Here is a 17,104-nt window from a genome sequence, read left to right as displayed (position 1 = left end):
ATCCCCGCAGTGCACCACCTATGAGGAGGACCCCCCACATGTCCGTGATGCGTCACACCCGCCGGAAGATCGCCGGCATCAGCGCGACCGCCGTCGTGGCCCTCGCGCTCGGCGCGGCCGCCGCGTTACCCGCCTCCGCGGCCGACAGCGGCGCGCAGGGCGTGATCGAGAACGCCGGCGCCGCCGGGACCATCTCCGGCAGCTACATCGTGACCCTCGAAGACTCCGCAGCCCGGTCCACCGCCGACAGCGGCAAGGCCGTCGCGAAGCGGTACGGCGCGAAGATCGACAAGACCTACAGCGCGGCCCTCAACGGCTACTCCGTAGAGGTCTCCGAGGCGCAGGCCAGGAAGCTCGCCGCCGACCCGGCGGTCAAGTCGGTCGTGCAGAACCGTGTCTTCACCGTCGACGCCACCCAGCCCAACCCGCCGTCCTGGGGCCTGGACCGCATCGACCAGCGTGCGCTGCCGCTGAACCAGAGCTACACCTACCCGGACAAGGCCGGCGAGGGCGTCACCGCCTACATCATCGACACCGGCGTCCGCATCACCCACCAGGACTTCGGCAGCCGCGCCTCCTACGGCTACGACGCCATCGACAACGACAACACCGCCCAGGACGGCCACGGCCACGGCACGCACGTCGCCGGCACCGTCGCGGGCGGCGCCTACGGCGTGGCCAAGAAGGCCAAGATCGTCGGCGTCCGCGTCCTCGACAACAACGGCTCCGGCACGACCGCCCAGGTCGTCGCGGGCATCGACTGGGTGACCCGCAACGCCGTCAAGCCGGCCGTCGCCAACATGTCGCTCGGCGGCGGCGCGGACTCCGCGCTCGACACGGCCGTCCGCAACTCCATAGCCTCCGGCATCACCTACGGCGTCGCCGCGGGCAACGAATCCACGAACGCCTCGACGAAGTCCCCGGCGCGCGTGGCCGAGGCCATCACGGTCGGCGCCACCACGAACACCGACGCCAAGGCGAGCTACTCCAACTACGGCACCGTGCTGGACATCTTCGCGCCGGGATCCTCCATCACCTCCTCCTGGGGCACCGGCGACACCGCCACCAACACCATCTCCGGCACCTCGATGGCCACCCCGCACGTGGTCGGCGCGGCGGCGCTGTACCTCTCGCAGAACACCTCGAGCACCCCGGCCCAGGTCCGCGACGCCCTGGTGGCGGCAGCGACCCCGAACGTGGTGACCGGCCCCGGCACAGGATCCCCGAACCTGCTGCTCAACGTCGGTGACGGCGGGACCGTTCCGCCCGGCAAGCGCTTCGAGAACGCCGCGGACTACGCGATCAACGACAACTCCACCGTCGAGTCGCCCGTCACCGTCAGCGGTGTCACCGGCAACGCCCCGGCGGCGCTGAGCGTCGCGGTCGACATCAAGCACACGTACATCGGTGACCTCAAGGTCGACCTGGTCGCGCCCGACGGCACCGTCTACACCCTGCACAACCGTACCGGCGGCAGCGCGGACAACATCATCAAGAGCTTCACCGTGAACGCCTCCTCCGAGGTCGCCAACGGAGTGTGGAAGCTCCGGGTCAACGACAACGCGAACATCGACACCGGCAAGATCGACTCCTGGGCGCTGCAGTTCTGACCGTCCGGAACGGTGCGGGACGCGCGTGACTTCTGAGCCGCGATGAACAGGCGGGGGCGACCACAGGGCGGTCGCCCCCGCTCCGTTCTGCAAGGGGTGACGCGGCGGACTGTGTGACCATGGGGAGCTCTGTTCCTTCGCCCGCGAGGTGATGTTCTTGACGAAGGCGGCACTGCGTCCCCACGCACTGTTGCCTCGGCAGTACGACGAACGGAAGGTCCTGGCCTCCACGGTCGACGCGTGGGGGAGGGCCCTCTGGTTGATCTGCCACGACGCCCGCGTTCCCGAACTCCTGGGCGTGCCCTACGAGGCTCTCGTCGTGATCGGCGACGGGAGCCGGATCCTGGAGCGGCCCCTGCACGGGGTGACCGGGGCCCCGGCCCGCATCGACGCCCTTCCCCGGGACGGGTTCGTCGTGGCCGGCTCCGGCAGACCGGGCGAACGCAACGGCCAGGTCTTCGGACCGGACGGCCGTCCCCGGCGCCGGTTCGCCCTCGGTTCCCATCTGCTGGACCTGCTGGCGGACGGCCGGTCCCACCTCTGGACCGGCTACGCCGACGAAGGCGTCTTCGGGGACCCCGTCAGCGCGGGCGGCCTGATCCGATGGAACGACAGGGGAAACCAGCTGTGGGACTTCCGGCCCCCGGAACCCCACCACCTGTTTGCCGGGATCAGTGCCATGAACGTCACTGACTCGGTCGTGCGGGCCGCCTACCGGCCCGGACGGTCGCTCGTCGAGATACGGCCCGGCGAGCCCTTCCGCTTCCGGATGCTGCCCGTGTCCGACCCGCGCGGTCTCGCCGTACGGGACGACCGTCTGCTCCTGCTCGGGGGCTGCGAGCCGGGGGCGGCCCACACGCACCGGCGCGCGCTCCACCTCCTGCGGCAGACCGACGACGGCGCGACGATCGTGGGGCGGGGCGAGCTGAGCTGGCCGAACGGCGATCCCGTGCACCGATACGCCCGCCCCGTCGGCCGGGGCCGGCACCTCTATCTGCGCAGCAGGCGCTCCGTGCGCCAGTGGCACGTACTGAGCGTGCCCGACGCGAGCGGATCTCCTGGCTGACAAAAAGAAGAGGCAAGGAGGTGAACCACCCCTTGCCACTCTCAAGATATAGCGGACCGGGGGCCTTGCGGCAAGGCCCCCGGTGTGCTGCAGACTCTCCCGTCCAAGCCGGCACCTGCCGGGACCGGCCGGCACAACGCAGGCTGCCGAATGGGGGATTCCGATGATTGACGTGATCATTGCCGGCGGTGGACCGACCGGCTTGATGCTGGCCGGCGAATTGCGCCTGCACGGTGTCCACGTCCTCGTGCTGGAGAAGGAAGCGGAACCGACGCAGCACGTCCGTGCGCTCGGCCTGCACGTGCGCAGCATCGAGGTGATGGCCCAGCGAGGTCTGCTGGACCGATTCCTGGAACACGGCCGGCAGTACCGGGTCGGAGGCTTCTTCGCCGGCCTCGGCACCTCGTGGCCCGACCGGCTGGACACGGCCCATTCGTACGTCCTCGGCATCCCGCAGACCATCACCGACCGCCTGCTGTCCGAGCACGCCACCGGGCTCGGCGCCGAGATCAGGCGCGGCTGCGAACTGGTCGGGGTGAGCCAGGACGAGGACGGGGTGAGCGTCGAGCTGGCCGACGGTACGCGGCTGCGCTCGCGCCACCTCGTCGGCTGCGACGGAGGCCGCAGCAGGGTGCGCAAGCTGCTCGGCGTCGCCTTCCCCGGCGAGCCCTCCAGGGTCGAGACGCTCCTGGGAGAGATGGAGCTGACCGCGGACCCGCAGACGCTGGCCGCCGTGGTGGACGAGGTCCGCAGGACCCAGAAGCGGTTCGGTGCGGGCCCCCTCGGGGACGGGGTGTACCGCGTCGTCGTGCCCGCCGAGGGCGTGGCCGAGGACCGCACGGTCCCGCCGACCCTCGACGACTTCAAGCAGCAGCTGCGCAAGTTCGCCGGCACCGACTTCGGCGTGCACTCACCGCGCAGGCTGTCCCGCTTCGGCGATGCAACCCGCCTGGCCGAGCGCTACCGGGTCGGCCGGGTGCTGCTGGCCGGTGACGCGGCGCACATCCACCCGCCGACCGGCGGGCAGGGCCTCAACCTCGGCATTCAGGACGCGTTCAACCTCGGCTGGAAACTGGCCGCCCACGTGCGCGGCTGGGCCCCCGAGGGGCTGCTGGACAGCTACCACGCCGAACGGCACCCGGTGGCCGCCGACGTGCTGGACAACACCCGTGCCCAGATGGAGCTGATGTCGACGGAGCCCGGCCCGCGGGCGCTGCGCCGGCTGATGTCCGAGCTGCTGGACTTCGAGGAGGTGAACCGGTACCTGATCGAGAAGATCACCGCCATCGCGGTCCGATACGACTTCGGTGAGGGCCACGAACTGCTCGGCCGCCGGATGCGGGACGTGGCGTTGAAGCAGGGACGCCTCTACGCGTTGATGCGCGGCGGCCGCGGTCTGCTGCTCGACCAGACGGGCCGGCTTTCGGTGGCGGGCTGGGCGGACCGCGTCGACCACGTCGTCGACGTCAGCGAGGAACTGGACGTGCCCGCGGTCCTGCTGCGGCCGGACGGCCACGTGGCGTGGGCCGGTGACGATCAGCAGGAACTGCTCGGCCGGTTGCCCCAGTGGTTCGGCGCCGCCACAGGCACAGGCACAGGCGCAGCCACTGCAGCGCCTGAACCCGCCGCGGCGACCGGCACTGACGGTTCGTAGAGTGCGGGGTGCGGGGTGGAGGACCACCCCGCACCACCCGACGTTCCCCGGAGAGACACATGGTGGTGAACCAGAGGCCGCGTCCGGTCCGCCGGCCGTCCGTCGGCCGGGCCGTCGTCCTCGCCTGCGACTCCCTGGCCACCCTCATGGTGTCCTTCGGGCTGTGCGCCGCGGGCCTCCTGCTGCCCGGGCTCACGGAGGACTACGGTCCCGCCACGGGGCCCACGTCACCCACGGCCCTCGCCATCTTCGCGACCGCCCTCCTGCTGATCTCGTCCCTGGCCGTGACGGCGACCCTGCACCCACGCGCCCGGTCCGACCGCTCGAGGCGCTTCGCGCTGTGGCTCTCGGCCGCCCGCCTCACGCTGCTGGTGGGCGCCGTGACGGCCTTCGTCGTGCACGGCATCGTCACGATCGAGCTCGCCTGACCCCACGCCCCATGCACGACACCGCCGGCCGGCCGCGCTCCCCGACCGACGCCGACGCGGTCCGGCTCGCCGAGGCGAAGCGATCAGTCAGGGTGCCGGGGCGCGCGGGAACCGGTGGGCCTCAGCCGGCAGGTCGTGAGGGACCGAGGCGGCCCCACCGGCGCGTACGGCGTCCACCACGGCCTGGTGCAGGAGGCGGCTGCCCTCCTCGGACTCGCAGCGCACCGGACTGCCGGCCACGGTGAACCAGTCCGAGCCGCCGCTGTACTGCACGGCCACATGGGCCTCCGGAGCCGACCAGGTGGTGTGCACGGTCAGGTCTCCATTGAGGACCCCCGCCTCCTCGGTGCGTACTCCGCCACGTCCAGCGAAGACTCCTGTCGTCGTCCACGAAGCCCAGGTCATGGCGCATCGCCCCTCACCGCGGAGTGATCTGATGCTTCCACGCTACGGCGCGTCCCGGGTTCGCGCGTCCCCGCGCCCCGGTCGGCCGTACGGGAGGGCCGGCGGCGGGGGCACCCACAGGATCGGGTCAGTGTCCGGCTGCCGCCTTCACCAGCGCGACCGCGGTGCCGATGGCCGCGTCCAGGGCGCCCGCCAGGAGCGCCAGGCCGGTGCCGCCGCCCATACGGATGCCGCCGTACCAGCCCCAGGTGAACAGCCCGGCGACGCTCACCCCGGCCGACACCAGGAGAGCCGTGTCCACCGCCATCGCTCCCAGCGCCGCCGCACCGATCAGGGCCAGCGGTCCCGCGGCGGACAGCAGCAGAGGGCTGCTTACGGACAGCATGCGGCGCAGCTCGCGGCCGGTGGCCAGGCGGCCGTGGACCACGCGGTGGGCCTGCTGGTCCGCGACCAGCGCGGCCAGCCAGAGGCCCACCGCGGTGGTCAGTACGGTCGCGGCGGCTCCCCCGGCGCTGGTGTGATCGGAGCCCGCGAGCCCGATCACCACCGAGATCATGGTGATGGTCGCGTACAGACGCTCCTTCAGCTGCGCTGCGGCGAACCGAGGATCGCGATCGAAGGCCTGCTCGGCGGCCGGTCCGGGGGCGGCGCCGCCGGGGGACCCGGCCGGGGGCGTCTCGTCAGGGGCCATGCCGTCCACCGTAGGGCCGGCCGATGGCTGCGCCCCGGAGGCGGGCGGGCAGCGCGCCGTCCGGGTGCGCCGGCCGTCCGACGCGTTCCACATCCTGGGTTCCGGGTGAGGAAACCGCTGTCACGGGGAACCGGTGACCAGGACAACGGACCCGACGGGCCGCGCGGCGGCAGACGAGGCAGGTATCGGCGTGCTGATCGACCTCTCCGGCAGGACAGCACTGGTCACCGGCTCCACGCAGGGCATCGGCGCGGCCATCGCGGCCGCGCTGGCGGGCGCGGGCGCCCGGGTCGCGGTCAACGGCCGAAGCCGGGAATCGGTGGAGGCGGCGCTCGGGTCGCTCGGCGCCGCGGGGGGTGAGTTCATTGCGGCGCCCGGCGACATCACGACGGACGAAGGGGCGCGGGCGGTCTTCGACGCGGTCCCGCACGTCGACATCCTCGTCAACAACCTCGGAATCTTCGGAGCCGCACCGGCGCTGGAGATCGAGGACGAGGAATGGCGGCGGTACTTCGAGACGAACGTGCTCACCGCGGTCCGGACGACACGGCAGTACCTCCCCGGCATGGTGGAGCGTTCCTGGGGCCGCGTCCAGAACATCGCCAGCGACTCGGCGGTGGTCATCCCCGCGGAGATGATCCACTACGGCATGTCCAAGACCGCCCTGCTCGCGGTGTCCCGGGGCTTCGCCAAGGAGGCGGCCGGCACCGGCGTGACCGTGAACTCGGTCATCGCCGGACCGACGCACACCGGCGGGATCGAGGACTTCGTCTACGAACTGGTCGACCGGGACCTGCCCTGGGACGAGGCGCAGCGGGCATTCATGCGCGCGCACCGTCCCCAGTCGCTGATCCAGCGGTTGATCGAACCGGAGGAGATCGCCCACATGGTGGTCTATCTGGCGTCGCCGTACGCCTCGGCCACCACGGGCGGAGCACTGCGGGTGGACGGGGGCTACGTGGACTCGATCCTTCCGTAGTAGCCCGCCGCGCAAGGCGGGTCCGGACTCGGCCTGAGCCCCGCCGATCCCGGCTCCCGGACGATGCGCCGCATGGCGGACGACCTGGAGGACCTGCTGGACCGCTTCGGGCCCGGACCGTTCGTGCTGGTCGGCCGCAGTGCGGGCGGCCCGCTCGTCCGCCTCGTCGCGGCCGGGCGCCGGGACCGGATCCGCGGCCTGGTGCTGGTGGACCCCATCGACGAGGGCGCCGATCTGCTCTTCCGTCCGCTGTTCCGCCGTGCGGAGCGCGTGGTCATCGCGGTCAACCTGCTGCTCGCGCGCCTCGGGCTGCTCCGCCACGTGTACGCCCCGCTCGGCAAGGGGCTGCCCGAGGAGGCGCGTCGCGACCTGGCGAACGATGGGCTCACCATCGCAGTGGTGCGTACCCAGCAGGCGCAGGCCCGCAGCCTGACCCGTAAGGGCCCCGCGTACGGCCGGGCGCCGGCTTTACGTCGGGACGGGTCGGCTGCTTTAATAAATGAACAATCATTTATTAATGAGGAGTGTCTGTGGCCGGACGTCCCCGCGGGGTGGAAGACCTGGTGATCCTGCGCGCGGCGGCCGAGGTGATGGGGCAGGTGGGTCCTTCCGGGCTCACGCTGGCGGCGGTGGCCCGCCAGGTCGGTCTGGTGCCCGGAACGCTCGTGCAGCGGTTCGGCTCCAAGCGGGGCCTGATGCTGGCGCTCGCAGATCAGTCCGTACGGGACGTGGACGCGCTGCCGGGCCGGGTGCGCGAGGGACAGGACGCGGCGCTGGGCGCCCTGACCGCGCTGATCGCGCAGTGGATGGCTCCGATGGTCACGCCGGAGACCTTCGCCAACCATCTGGCGTTCCTGTGCATGGACCTGACGGACCCGGAGCTCCACGAGCGGGCCCTGGCCGTGCACCGGGCCCAGCACCGGGCAATCGGGACGCTGTTGGCGGAAGCCGTGTCCTCCGGAGAGCTCAAGGCCGCGACGGACGTCGAGACGCTCACGGCAACCGTGCAGGCCGTCACCTCGGGCGCGGGTCTCGTCTGGGCGCTCGACCGCCGGGGCACCCTCGTCGAGCGCGTCCGCCACGGACTCGACGCCGTGCTGGCCCCGCACGCCACCGCCTTCCCTCCGAACCCGTCGGACGACCTGGAGACGACATGACAAAGACGCAGCGGACACGGCAACTGGCCGGCGCGGTGGCGCTCGTCGCGGGCGGTACCCGGGGCGGCGGACGGGGAATCGCCGTCGAGCTCGGAGCCGCCGGCGCGACGGTCTACGTGACCGGCCGCAGCAGCGGAACCCGGCGCTCCGACCTCGACCGCCCCGAGACCATCGAGGAGACGGCCGAGAGGATCACCGCCGCCGGAGGCCTGGGCATCGCGGTCCGCACCGACCACAGCCGCCCGGAGGAGGTCCGGGCCCTGGTGGCGCGGATCTCGGCCGAGCAGGACGGCCGGCTCGACGTCCTCGTCAACTCCGTCTGGGGCGGCGACCCGCTCACCGACTGGGAACACCCGCTGTGGGAGCAGGACCTGGACCAGGGCCTGCGCCTCCTGCGGCAGGCGGTGGAAACCCACGTGATCACCAGCCGGTACGCGCTGCCGCTGATGGTCGCCCGCAAGCGCGGCCTGGTCGTGGAGGTCACGGACGGCAACACCGCCCGCTACCGCGGCTCGTTCTTCTACGACCTGGCGAAATCGGCGGTGATCCGCCTCGCCGTCGCACAGGCCGCCGAGCTCAAGCCGCACGGCGTCGCGGCCGTCTCCCTCACACCGGGGTTCCTGCGCTCGGAGGCGCTGCTGGAGCACTTCGGCGTCACCGAGGCCAATTGGCGGGACGGCGCGGCCGAGGACCCGAACTTCGCCCACTCCGAGACCCCCGCCTACCTGGGCCGGGCGGTCGTGGCTCTGGCGGCCGACCCGGACGTCATCGCCAGGACGGGCCGGGCGCTGGCCACCTGGGATCTCCACAAGGAATACGGATTCACGGACGCCGACGGCAGCCGGCCGGACTTCGCCGCGCACTGGGCCAGGAACCTCGAGGAGGAGTACGGCCCCCTCGGCGATCCGCTCTGAGAGTGACCCCGCAGGGGCGTCGGGTGTTGATGACGGCATGGATGACGTAATGGATGACGTGCTGGACGTACTGGACGTGCTGCTCGACGGTGTGACGGAGCCGCGGTTGAAGCTGATCAGCGGGGACGAGGCCAGGGCCTTGAGGGTCCTCCTCGGCCTGCTCGACCACGACGCGCTGCCGGAGGAGGTCCGCAGGGCTGCGGGCGAGATGCGGTTCCGCATCGCGTCCCGCCTCGGCAGACCGGCCGGTACCGGCGTCAGCCACGCCACGGGTGGGCGGGATCCTCGGTGATCCTGACCTGTTGAGGTGCGTTCCGGGGGAAGGTCCAGATACGGCCCGCGGTGCTGACGGCGGTCACGGTGGTCTCATCCAAGGTGACCTCGGAGAACGGGTTCGACCAGTTGGAGGTGGCGATCCATTCCAGGGTGCCCTCGTCATCGTCCCGGGTCAGGGCGACCCAGCCGATGCTTCCGTGATCAGCCGACTCTCCCGCCAGGGCGCGGCTTCCGGCATGAGCGTGCGAGCAGAGCACGGTGGCGACCTCCACCCAGTTGGAGGCACTCCACTCGGTCGCCCGCAGCAGCTCGTTCCACTGCCATCGCTCGGCCCGTACGTCGTCGAGGCGATCGGGTGGGGAGAGGCGTAGCAGGTCCATCACCGACAGGGAACCGTCGGAGAACATGATGAAGTCCCCGTCGGGTGCCTCCCGGGCGCGCCACCGGTGGTGCACTTCGTGAGCCATGACGGTCGTGTCGGAAGCATTCATGCCCAGCAGGGTGGCACGGAGCGGCGCACGGAAGGAACCGGTCCCGGGGCCGCGGGACACGCGCCAGGCCGTCTCTTTCGGATCTTGTCGGCCGAGCCCGCGTTGTCCGGTGCCGTGCATCGCAAGGCGGAGGAGCTCCCCGCGTACTGGACGTACTCGGGAGCCCCGACAACACAGCGAGGTGCGGTGCCGGGCAACGCGGGCCTGGGGGCACCTCCCAGCGGTAGCTGGGGGAGCAAGATCCGAAAGAGACGGCCTAGCTGCGGACGCGGCCGGAGAGCCAGGGACTGAGCGCGACGCCCGGGATGAGTTCGCGGTACGTCTCGTCGCCGGGCAGGGGGACCGAGAGCCAGTGGCCCGGCGGGAAGAAGCGCCCCTTCACGAAGGCCAGCCCGCTGTGTACGGACCTGAGGAAGGCGGGGACGGCGTCCCGGGGGACGTCGTGGAACTCCACCCCGTCCACGGTGATGTTCGCATCGTCCTCGGGGAAGAGCCGCACGGTGACGGCCGGGCTCCCGCCCAGCTCGACGAATGCCTCGTGGGGCAGCGATCCGTCCGGGTCGAGGACGGTGAACAGGGCCGCGGAGGTCCGCCGTGACGTCTGGTCGGCGCCGATGTCGTCGGTGACGTCCATGGCCAGCCGGTACTCCTCGGCGATGGCTCGTATCGCGGCGACGGCCGACTCGGTGGTCGGCAGGGAGGGGTGCGTCATGATCCAGATGATGCCGCATCGGCATCGGCATCGGCATCGGTATCGGCACCGGGCGGGCGCCGTCGGCCGGCGCAGATGTCCCGAGCCCCGCGGCAGCCGTCGCGGCCGCGTCAGTGCGCCGGCAGCGGGTCGGCGGTGCCGGGGTAGGGGCCATAGGACTCGTCCGTGGAGCTGGGGATCGTCATGACCCACAGGAGCCAGAAGGCCCCTATGAGCGGGACGAGAGCGACGACGATCCACCAACCGGAGCGGCCCGTGTCGTGCAGACGGCGGACGGACACCCCGATGGTGGGCAGAAGCACGGCGAGGGCGTAGACCGACTCGGGGACGGTGGTGCCGAGGTACGAGTCCAGGAGGATCAGGGCGATCAGGAACACGGTGTCGATCAGCGTGAACATCCAGTATTCACGTCGTGTGGCCCGGCCACTGAAGACCGCGTACTTCTTGAGGACATCGGTGTAGTAGTGCACGGGTTCCCCCAAGGGATCGGTGGAGAGGGGGCCTTGTCTCGAGCGGAGCCGGCCAGGTGTCGGAACGTAGACGGTCCTGCATGTCCGCGTCAAACGCCGCGCGGAGCCCTCCGCGGCCGTGATGACGCAGGTCGACACGAAGAGGTCCGGGCAGGTCCGGGCTCCGTGGGCCCGCCGCGAGCGGGGGAAGCGTGCGACCGTACCGAGTCACCTCGGCGGAGCACCGGGGACGGGCGGATCGTTCGGCAGCCGGCCCGTCCTGCGCAGGGCGGCGGGCGTGGTGCCGTACCAGCGCTGGACCGCTCTGCGCAGAGCGCGCGCGTCGGCGTAGCCGCTGCGCGTGGCGATCGCGTCGATGCTGAGATCGGTGCCGTGGAGCAGGTGTGTGATGTGGTCCCGTCGTGCGCCCTCCACCTCTGTGCTCCACGTGGTGTCGTGCTCGTCGAGCCGGCGCTGGAGGGTTCTCGTGCTGACGGCCATGCGGCGTGCCACCGCGGCCAGCGTCGGAACGGTCTCGTCGTACAAGGAGGCCAGTGCCGTGCGGAAGAGGTCCAGCCAGTTGTGCAGGGGAATGGCGGCGGCGAGGCTCTGCTCGGCATGTCTTCGGAGCACGGCCGACAGGCCCGGCTGCGTGTGCGGTGTCGGCGCGGTCAGGTCGGAGGCGAGGAAGGTGATGGTGGTGGCCGGGGCCTCGAAGTCGATGGCGCGGGTGCCGTAGAGCTCGACCAGGGCGTCGTGCCTGCGGGGAGCCTTGGCGGCGAGCGTGACGCGGAGGGGAACGAGGCGGCGCTGCGCGGCTTCGCTCAGGCGCCGTTGGTACAGGCCGAGCGCGTAGGCACGGATGGCGCAGGCGGCCTCGTAGGTGAGATCGGCCTCGTTGACGTGGCTGATGACGACCTGCTCGCCGTCCTCGGTGATCCGCATCGTGTCCGTGCCGGGGTCGGCGACGATGGCGAGATGGGCGGCGGCGTCCCGGATTCCCTCGAGCGGAGTGGGCGCGGAGGTGACCAGGTAGTCCCACACGCCCAGGGCGCCGATGCCCGACTGGTCCGTCAGCAGGGCGGACAGATCGGTCCAGGAGGCGTGGACGGTCGTCAGTTCCGCGATGCGGATGCCCGTGGCCGCGGGGGTCCGGCACAGATCGTCGTTCAGGTGCTCGGGCGCCAGGCCCAGCAGGTGCGCGTATCCGTGCGCGGGTATGCCGAACCTCTGCGCCGCGTTGACGCTCAGACGGGTGAGGGCGGAGGACGTGGTCCCCCGGTGTGCTTGCGAGATCACAGGGGTTGAGCATAGACCAGCCCGAAATACCAGGTCATCCATGTGTTTTGGCGCCGGATGTCCCCAACTCGGCGTGCCGGGTCCCCTCGTGGCGCGCACGGTCCCCCGGCTGGCGTGAGCGGCCCCGGGGCAAGCGGTTTGCGCGGCCCTAGCGTGGTGATCGTTCTCGCGGTGCGGGGTCGGCCAGCCCATCGGACGCACCGCACCGGCGGTCGCGCCGGACCGCGCCGGACCGCACTGCCTCGGACGGGGGTCTGGGCAGCGCGATCCGAGGCGCGAGTCCGGCGCGGTCGCGGACCGCGGGCTGGGTGGGTGGGGTCAGTGCGGAATGCTGTCGATGAGCTCCCGGGCACCCTGCCGGAGGAGGGCGACGGCGACGGACGTGCCGAGGGTGGCCGGGTCGAGGCGGCCCGCCCACTCGTGGGCGTTCAGGACCTCCTTGCCGTCCGGTGAGAACACGCAGGCGCGCAGGGAGAGATCCCCTCCGCGTTCAGCCCGTGCGTACCCCGCGATCGGGCTGTTGCAGTGGCCTTGGAGGACATGGAGGAGCATCCGCTCGGCGAGCGTCTCGCGGTGCGTGTCGGGGTGGCCGAGGGCGCTGACGGTGTCGATGAGCGCGGTGTCGTCCTCCCTGCACTGGAGCGCGAGGACCCCGGCACCGATGGGCGGCATGAGCGTGTCGACCGGGAGGACCTGTGTGATGACGTCCGCGCGGCCGATGCGGTGGAGGCCGGCAACGGCGAGGAGGAGGGCGTCCGCCTCGCCGGCGGCGAGCTTCTCCAGACGCCGGTTGGCGTTGCCGCGCATCGGCACGCACTCCAGGTGCGGATACGCGGCGGCGAGTTGGGCGACCCGGCGCACCGACGAGGTCCCGATGCGGGTGCCGGGCGGGAGCTCTGCGAGGCTGAGCCCGGCCGGGTGGATCAGGGCGTCGCGGATGTCGTCGCGCTCGAGAAAGGCGGCGAAGGCGGTCCCGGCGGGCAGCGGACGGTCGGCCGGAATGTCCTTGACGCAGTGCACGGCGAGGTCGGCCTCCCCGGCGAGGATCGCGGCGTCGACCTCCTTGGTGAAGGCGCCCTTGCCCTCGACCTGTGAGAGGTCTCCCATCCACTTGTCGCCGGTGGTCTTCACCGGCAGGACGGTGGTCTCGATCCCCGGGTGGAGCGCGGCGAGTTCGGCGCGCACGCGCTCCACCTGGGCGAGGGCCATCGGCGAATCGCGGGAGACGATGCGAATCAGATCAGCGGGCATGCGGGCACGATACGCCCCCGGGCGCCGGCGGTGAGAATCAGGCGCGCGAGGCCATCACCTTTGACGGGTACGGAAGTTGATGCCTCGGTAGGTTGTTCGAGACGCGCCGTCGCGGCAGCCGTCACGGCGAAGCAGCTGCCGGCACCGTCCGCACGGCGGGACCGTTCCCCGCTCGCGGTCACCCACGGCGACGATCGTGTCCGCCCCATGGCCTCGCCAGGCCGGCGGCCGCCGCCGATGCGGACCAGACCGGCGCCGGGGTCCCACCTGTGAAGGGCAGGCGTCGGCTGCTTACCCTGGTGGCGATCCGGCCGTCGCGGCCCGGATGAGTTCATGGTCGACTGGATGAGGCGGTGTGGTCTTCGGCGATCCGTGGCGAGGAGGTCCGTTTGCCGCCGCGTGACGGGAAGTCCACCGGGCCCCTCGGCGGGCACGAGGGGCTGCCGGCGCGCGTCCGGGCGATGGAGGACGCCGCCGAGCAGATCGGTACGACCCTGGACGCGGTGACCACCTGCGAGGAGCTGGCCGGTTTCCTGCTCCGGAACGTCTGCGACGCGGTCGCCGTGGACCTGCTGGCGGAGGACGGCGGTTCCCTCCGTGTCACGACAGCGGGAGCCGTCAGGCTGCTGGCGGCGGGAACCGCCGCGACGTCCTCGCTACGGGCGACGGACCGCGGACACGGGCTCTCCGCGCGGGCGACGGTCGCCGACGGCACTCCGGTCCACGTCCTCACGGTCCCCGTGCCGGACCGGGACCGTGAGGACGCGGACCGGGGCCACGGCTTCCACGGCGTGCTGACCGCCGTACGGGCCCGGACGGAGTTCAGCGACCACGAGGCGGCGACCGTCCGCTTCGCGGCCCGGCTGGCGGCGGTGCACCTCGGGCACGCACGGCGGCTGGCCGCCACCGAGGACACGGTCTCGCACCTCCAGCGGGCGCTCGTGGCGGAACCGGGACGGCCGCACCCCAACCTCGAGGTGGCCAGCCGCTACCTGCCCGCCGGCCCCCGGGCACTGGTGGGAGGCGACTGGTTCGAGACGGTCCGCCTCCACTACGGCCGCACCCTGCTCGTGGTCGGCGACGTGATGGGCCACGGGCTCGACGCGGCGGTGGACATGAACGCGTACCGCTCCACCCTGCGGGACGTGGCCTCGACGGACCTCGCCCCGCACCGCGTGCTGCGCCAGCTCGACGCCCTGGCCGCGGGCGACGCGGCCCGCAGACCGGCGACCTGCCTGCTCGTACGCGTCGACCCCGCGCGCGGCGTCGCGATGTTCGCCAGCGCCGGGCACCTGCCGCCGGCCGTGTTCGGGGCCGACGGCTCGGCCACGCTGGTCGACGTCCCGGTCGGCCCGCCGCTGGGCACCGGGGTCGGCGGCTACGAGGCCGTCACCCGCGCGATCGGCCCGCAGGAGACCCTGCTGATGTTCACCGACGGACTGGTGGAGCGGCGGGGCGAGGACATCGACGTCTCGCTGGCCCGGCTGGCGGGCGTGCGCCCACCGGTGGGGGCCGGGGTCGACGCGGTGGTGGACGCCGTGGTGGAGGGCCTCGACGCCTCCCACGCGGAGGACGACGTCGCCGTACTCGCCGCCCGAGCCCGCGCCCGCCCGCCCGCGGACCCGGAAGCCGCCGCCGGACCGGACCTGGACATGCCCGGCATGCCCGCGGGGCCCGGCCTGCCTACGGTGGAACGGTGAGCCATCGTCTCGCCTGTGTCGCCCTGACCGGCACCCTGTGCGCGACCGCGTTGTCGTGCACGGCAGCGAAGTCCGGGTCGCACTTCCAGATCGCGCCGCAGCCCGCGGTGAAGACGCTGTCGGCGCACGTCACGACCGTTCCCCGGGACAAACTGGGAACCACCTACCGCCCGGGCTGTCCCGTGCCACCGGAGCGGCTGAGGCTCATACGGATGAACCACTGGGGCTTCGACGGCCGGGTGCACCGGGGCGAGCTCGTGGTCCACGAGGACGTGGTCGCGCCGGTGCTGCGCGTCTTCACCAAGGCCTTCGACGCCCGCTTCCCGATCCGCCGCATGCGCGTGACGGCCGCGTACGGAGGCAGCGACGCCGCGGCCATGGCCGACGACAACACCTCCGCCTTCAACTGCCGGCCTGTCACCGGCGACCCGAGCCGTCTGTCCCGGCACGCCTGGGGCGACGCCATCGACATCAACCCGGTCGAGAACCCGTACGTCGACGTACAGGGCACCAGCCATCCCCCGAACGGACGCACCCACCTCGACCGGAGCCGTGTCGCCCCGGGCATGATCACCCCGGACGGCGTGGTGACCCGGGCCTTCCGGGAGGCCGGCTGGTACTGGGGCGGCCGCTGGAGCCCCCCGGACTACCAGCACTTCTCCGCGGAGGGCGGCTGAACCGCCCCCGGCGGGCGCCGCCGGCCTCAGCAGCCGCCGGCCTCAGCCGCCGGGGGCGAAGGTCACCGGCAGGCTCTCCGGGCCCCGCAGCCCGCCCGGACGCCAGGGGATCTTCTCCGGCGGCACGTCCAGGGCGAGCCCGGGGAGCCGGCGCAGGGCCGTACCGATGGCGATCTGCCCCTCCAGCCGGGCCAGCGGAGCCCCCAGGCAGTAGTGGATGCCGTGACCGAACGCGAGGTGCGCGTTGTCCTGCCGGGTGATGTCCAGGCTGTCGGGGTCGGGGAACCGCTCCGGGTCGCGGTCGGCGAGGGCCGACCCGATCAGTACGGTCGCACCGCGCGGCACGGCCACGCCCGCGATCTCGACGTCCTCGCGCGCGAACCGCGCGATGCCGGGGCTGACCGGGCCGTCGTAACGCAGGAACTCCTCGATCGCCCCCGGCAGCAGTTCGGGGTCGGACCGCAGCAGCTCGAGCTGGCCGGGATGGGCGAGCAGCATGGCGATGCCGCCGCCGATCAGGTTGACCGTCGTGATGTAGCCCGCGACCAGCAACAGGAACACCATGGCGACCAACTCGTCCTCGCTCAGCCGCTGTTCCTCGTCCCGGGCGGTGATGAGGCCGCTGAGCAGATCGTCGCCGGGCTGCGCCCGTTTGGCGTGGATGAGCCGCGCGAGGTAGGCGCGCATGTGCTCCCAGGCCTCGCTCACCACGGCGGGATCCGGCGCCTCCGCGCCCCGCCGGAGCATCCGGTCGGCCCAGTGCTGGAAGTCGTGCCGGTCGTCCACCGGAACCCCGAGGAGCTCGCTGATCACCGTCACCGGGAGCGGCAGCGCGAAGTCCGCCACCAGGTCCGCCCGTCCGGCCGGGACGACCGCGTCCAGCAGCCGGTCGGTGAGCTCCTGGATCCGCGGACGCATCCCCGCCACGCGGCGCGCGGTGAACGCCTTGGAGACCAGGCGGCGCAGGCGGGTGTGGTCGGGCGGGTCGCTGCGGAGCATGTTGCTCAGCATCGACTCGCGCTCCGTTTCTGGCAGTTGCCGCAGCAGCCGGCCGTCCGAGGCGTCCCGTACGTCGCTGCTCAGCCGGGAGTCGGACAGCGCCGCGAGCCCGTCCTCGTAGCGGGTGACGAGCCACGCGTCGAGGCCGCCCGCGACGACGACGCGGCGCACGGGTCCGTCCTCGCGCAACTGCCTGTAGAGGGGGAACGGGTCCGCGACGAAGGTGGGGTCGGCGTAGGGCAGGGGGGTGGGCTGCTCACTCATCATGCCTCCCGAAGCACGTCGTCCTCGCTGTGGAGAGCGAGGCTATCCGCCCGACCCTGCACAGAGGTCGCTTTCCGGCCAT

At 72.1% G+C, this 17,104-nt stretch carries 19 protein-coding genes and 1 pseudogene; 11 read left to right on the top strand and 9 right to left on the bottom strand.

Going from position 1 to position 17,104, the window contains the following annotated elements:
- Positions 1-38: 38 nt before the first annotated feature.
- The 4 genes from OG444_RS01730 (at position 39) to OG444_RS01715 (ending at position 4,758) form a co-directional block, all read left to right on the top strand.
- Positions 39-1,610, top strand: a complete 1,572-nt coding sequence (locus OG444_RS01730; RefSeq protein ID WP_327260360.1) for a S8 family peptidase — start codon at positions 39-41, stop codon at positions 1,608-1,610.
- 157 nt (positions 1,611-1,767) lie between these two features.
- Positions 1,768-2,676, top strand: coding sequence for a hypothetical protein (locus OG444_RS01725; protein ID WP_327260359.1), 909 nt, complete (start codon positions 1,768-1,770; stop codon positions 2,674-2,676).
- 163 nt (positions 2,677-2,839) lie between these two features.
- Entirely contained in the window at positions 2,840-4,330 is a 1,491-nt protein-coding gene (gene rox / locus OG444_RS01720; protein ID WP_327260358.1) for a rifampin monooxygenase, read from the top strand.
- A gap of 59 nt (positions 4,331-4,389) precedes the next feature.
- Entirely contained in the window at positions 4,390-4,758 is a 369-nt protein-coding gene (locus OG444_RS01715; protein WP_327260357.1) for a hypothetical protein, read from the top strand.
- An 87-nt stretch (positions 4,759-4,845) separates the two neighbouring features.
- On the opposite strand, the gene OG444_RS01710 is transcribed toward OG444_RS01715, so the two are convergent.
- Positions 4,846-5,163, bottom strand: a complete 318-nt coding sequence (locus tag OG444_RS01710; RefSeq protein ID WP_327260356.1) for a hypothetical protein — start codon at positions 5,161-5,163, stop codon at positions 4,846-4,848.
- 127 nt (positions 5,164-5,290) lie between these two features.
- Positions 5,291-5,854: a hypothetical protein gene (locus OG444_RS01705; protein ID WP_327260355.1), complete on the bottom strand. Its 564-nt coding sequence runs from the start codon at positions 5,852-5,854 to the stop codon at positions 5,291-5,293.
- Between the two features lie 190 nt (positions 5,855-6,044).
- Between OG444_RS01705 and OG444_RS01700 the strand changes: the two genes are divergently transcribed.
- The 5 genes from OG444_RS01700 (at position 6,045) to OG444_RS01680 (ending at position 9,196) form a co-directional block, all read left to right on the top strand.
- On the top strand, positions 6,045-6,833 hold the full coding sequence (locus tag OG444_RS01700; RefSeq protein ID WP_327266628.1) for an SDR family NAD(P)-dependent oxidoreductase: 789 nt from the start codon (positions 6,045-6,047) through the stop codon (positions 6,831-6,833).
- Between the two features lie 72 nt (positions 6,834-6,905).
- Positions 6,906-7,400 carry an alpha/beta fold hydrolase gene (locus OG444_RS01695; RefSeq protein ID WP_442810444.1) on the top strand — a complete coding sequence of 165 codons (495 nt, stop codon included), beginning with the start codon at positions 6,906-6,908 and terminating at the stop codon, positions 7,398-7,400.
- A complete protein-coding gene (locus OG444_RS01690; RefSeq protein ID WP_327260354.1) occupies positions 7,364-7,990 on the top strand; it encodes a TetR/AcrR family transcriptional regulator in 627 nt (208 codons plus the stop codon). The genes OG444_RS01695 and OG444_RS01690 overlap by 37 nt, the downstream gene beginning before the upstream one ends.
- Entirely contained in the window at positions 7,987-8,904 is a 918-nt protein-coding gene (locus OG444_RS01685) for an SDR family oxidoreductase (protein ID WP_327260353.1), read from the top strand. Before OG444_RS01690 ends, OG444_RS01685 begins: the two co-directional genes overlap by 4 nt.
- Positions 8,905-8,953: 49 nt before the next feature.
- Positions 8,954-9,196: a hypothetical protein gene (locus OG444_RS01680; protein ID WP_327260352.1), complete on the top strand. Its 243-nt coding sequence runs from the start codon at positions 8,954-8,956 to the stop codon at positions 9,194-9,196.
- Here OG444_RS01680 and OG444_RS01675 read toward each other — a convergent pair.
- The 6 genes and pseudogenes from OG444_RS01675 to OG444_RS40710 form a co-directional block, all read right to left on the bottom strand.
- Positions 9,162-9,671 (bottom strand): hypothetical protein, encoded by a 510-nt coding sequence (locus OG444_RS01675; RefSeq protein WP_327260351.1) that lies wholly within the window; start codon positions 9,669-9,671, stop codon positions 9,162-9,164. The two genes, OG444_RS01680 and OG444_RS01675, sit on opposite strands and share 35 nt — an antisense overlap.
- A 256-nt stretch (positions 9,672-9,927) precedes the next feature.
- On the bottom strand, positions 9,928-10,383 hold the full coding sequence (locus OG444_RS01670) for a hypothetical protein (RefSeq protein ID WP_327260350.1): 456 nt from the start codon (positions 10,381-10,383) through the stop codon (positions 9,928-9,930).
- Positions 10,384-10,493: 110 nt separating this feature from the next.
- The gene (locus tag OG444_RS01665; RefSeq protein WP_327260349.1) at positions 10,494-10,865 is read right to left on the bottom strand and encodes a DUF805 domain-containing protein; all 372 of its coding nucleotides are present in this window, start codon (positions 10,863-10,865) and stop codon (positions 10,494-10,496) included.
- Positions 10,866-11,060: 195 nt separating this feature from the next.
- Complete coding sequence (locus OG444_RS01660) at positions 11,061-12,131, bottom strand: helix-turn-helix domain-containing protein (protein WP_327260348.1); 1,071 nt, start codon at positions 12,129-12,131, stop codon at positions 11,061-11,063.
- A 318-nt stretch (positions 12,132-12,449) separates the two neighbouring features.
- Positions 12,450-13,382, bottom strand: coding sequence for a hydroxymethylbilane synthase (gene hemC / locus OG444_RS01655; RefSeq protein WP_327260347.1), 933 nt, complete (start codon positions 13,380-13,382; stop codon positions 12,450-12,452).
- A gap of 129 nt (positions 13,383-13,511) precedes the next feature.
- Positions 13,512-13,709, bottom strand: a pseudogene (locus tag OG444_RS40710) (cytidine deaminase); the annotation flags it as partial.
- A gap of 62 nt (positions 13,710-13,771) precedes the next feature.
- Between OG444_RS40710 and OG444_RS01650 the strand changes: the two are divergent.
- Together OG444_RS01650 and OG444_RS01645 are read left to right on the top strand one after the other, a co-directional pair.
- Positions 13,772-15,082, top strand: coding sequence for a PP2C family protein-serine/threonine phosphatase (locus OG444_RS01650; RefSeq protein ID WP_327260346.1), 1,311 nt, complete (start codon positions 13,772-13,774; stop codon positions 15,080-15,082).
- Positions 15,079-15,759, top strand: coding sequence for a M15 family metallopeptidase (locus tag OG444_RS01645; RefSeq protein WP_327260345.1), 681 nt, complete (start codon positions 15,079-15,081; stop codon positions 15,757-15,759). Before OG444_RS01650 ends, OG444_RS01645 begins: the two co-directional genes overlap by 4 nt.
- 42 nt (positions 15,760-15,801) lie before the next feature.
- Here the strand turns inward: OG444_RS01645 and OG444_RS01640 are convergent, their stop codons facing one another.
- Positions 15,802-17,022 (bottom strand): cytochrome P450 family protein, encoded by a 1,221-nt coding sequence (locus OG444_RS01640; protein ID WP_327260344.1) that lies wholly within the window; start codon positions 17,020-17,022, stop codon positions 15,802-15,804.
- Between the last annotated feature and the right edge of the window lie 82 nt (positions 17,023-17,104).

The sequence above is a fragment of the Streptomyces sp. NBC_01232 genome, from assembly GCF_035989885.1.
In the GTDB taxonomy this organism is placed as follows: domain Bacteria; phylum Actinomycetota; class Actinomycetes; order Streptomycetales; family Streptomycetaceae; genus Streptomyces.
Note: the sequence above shows the minus strand (reverse complement) of the source record. Positions and strands in the feature narration are given on the sequence as shown.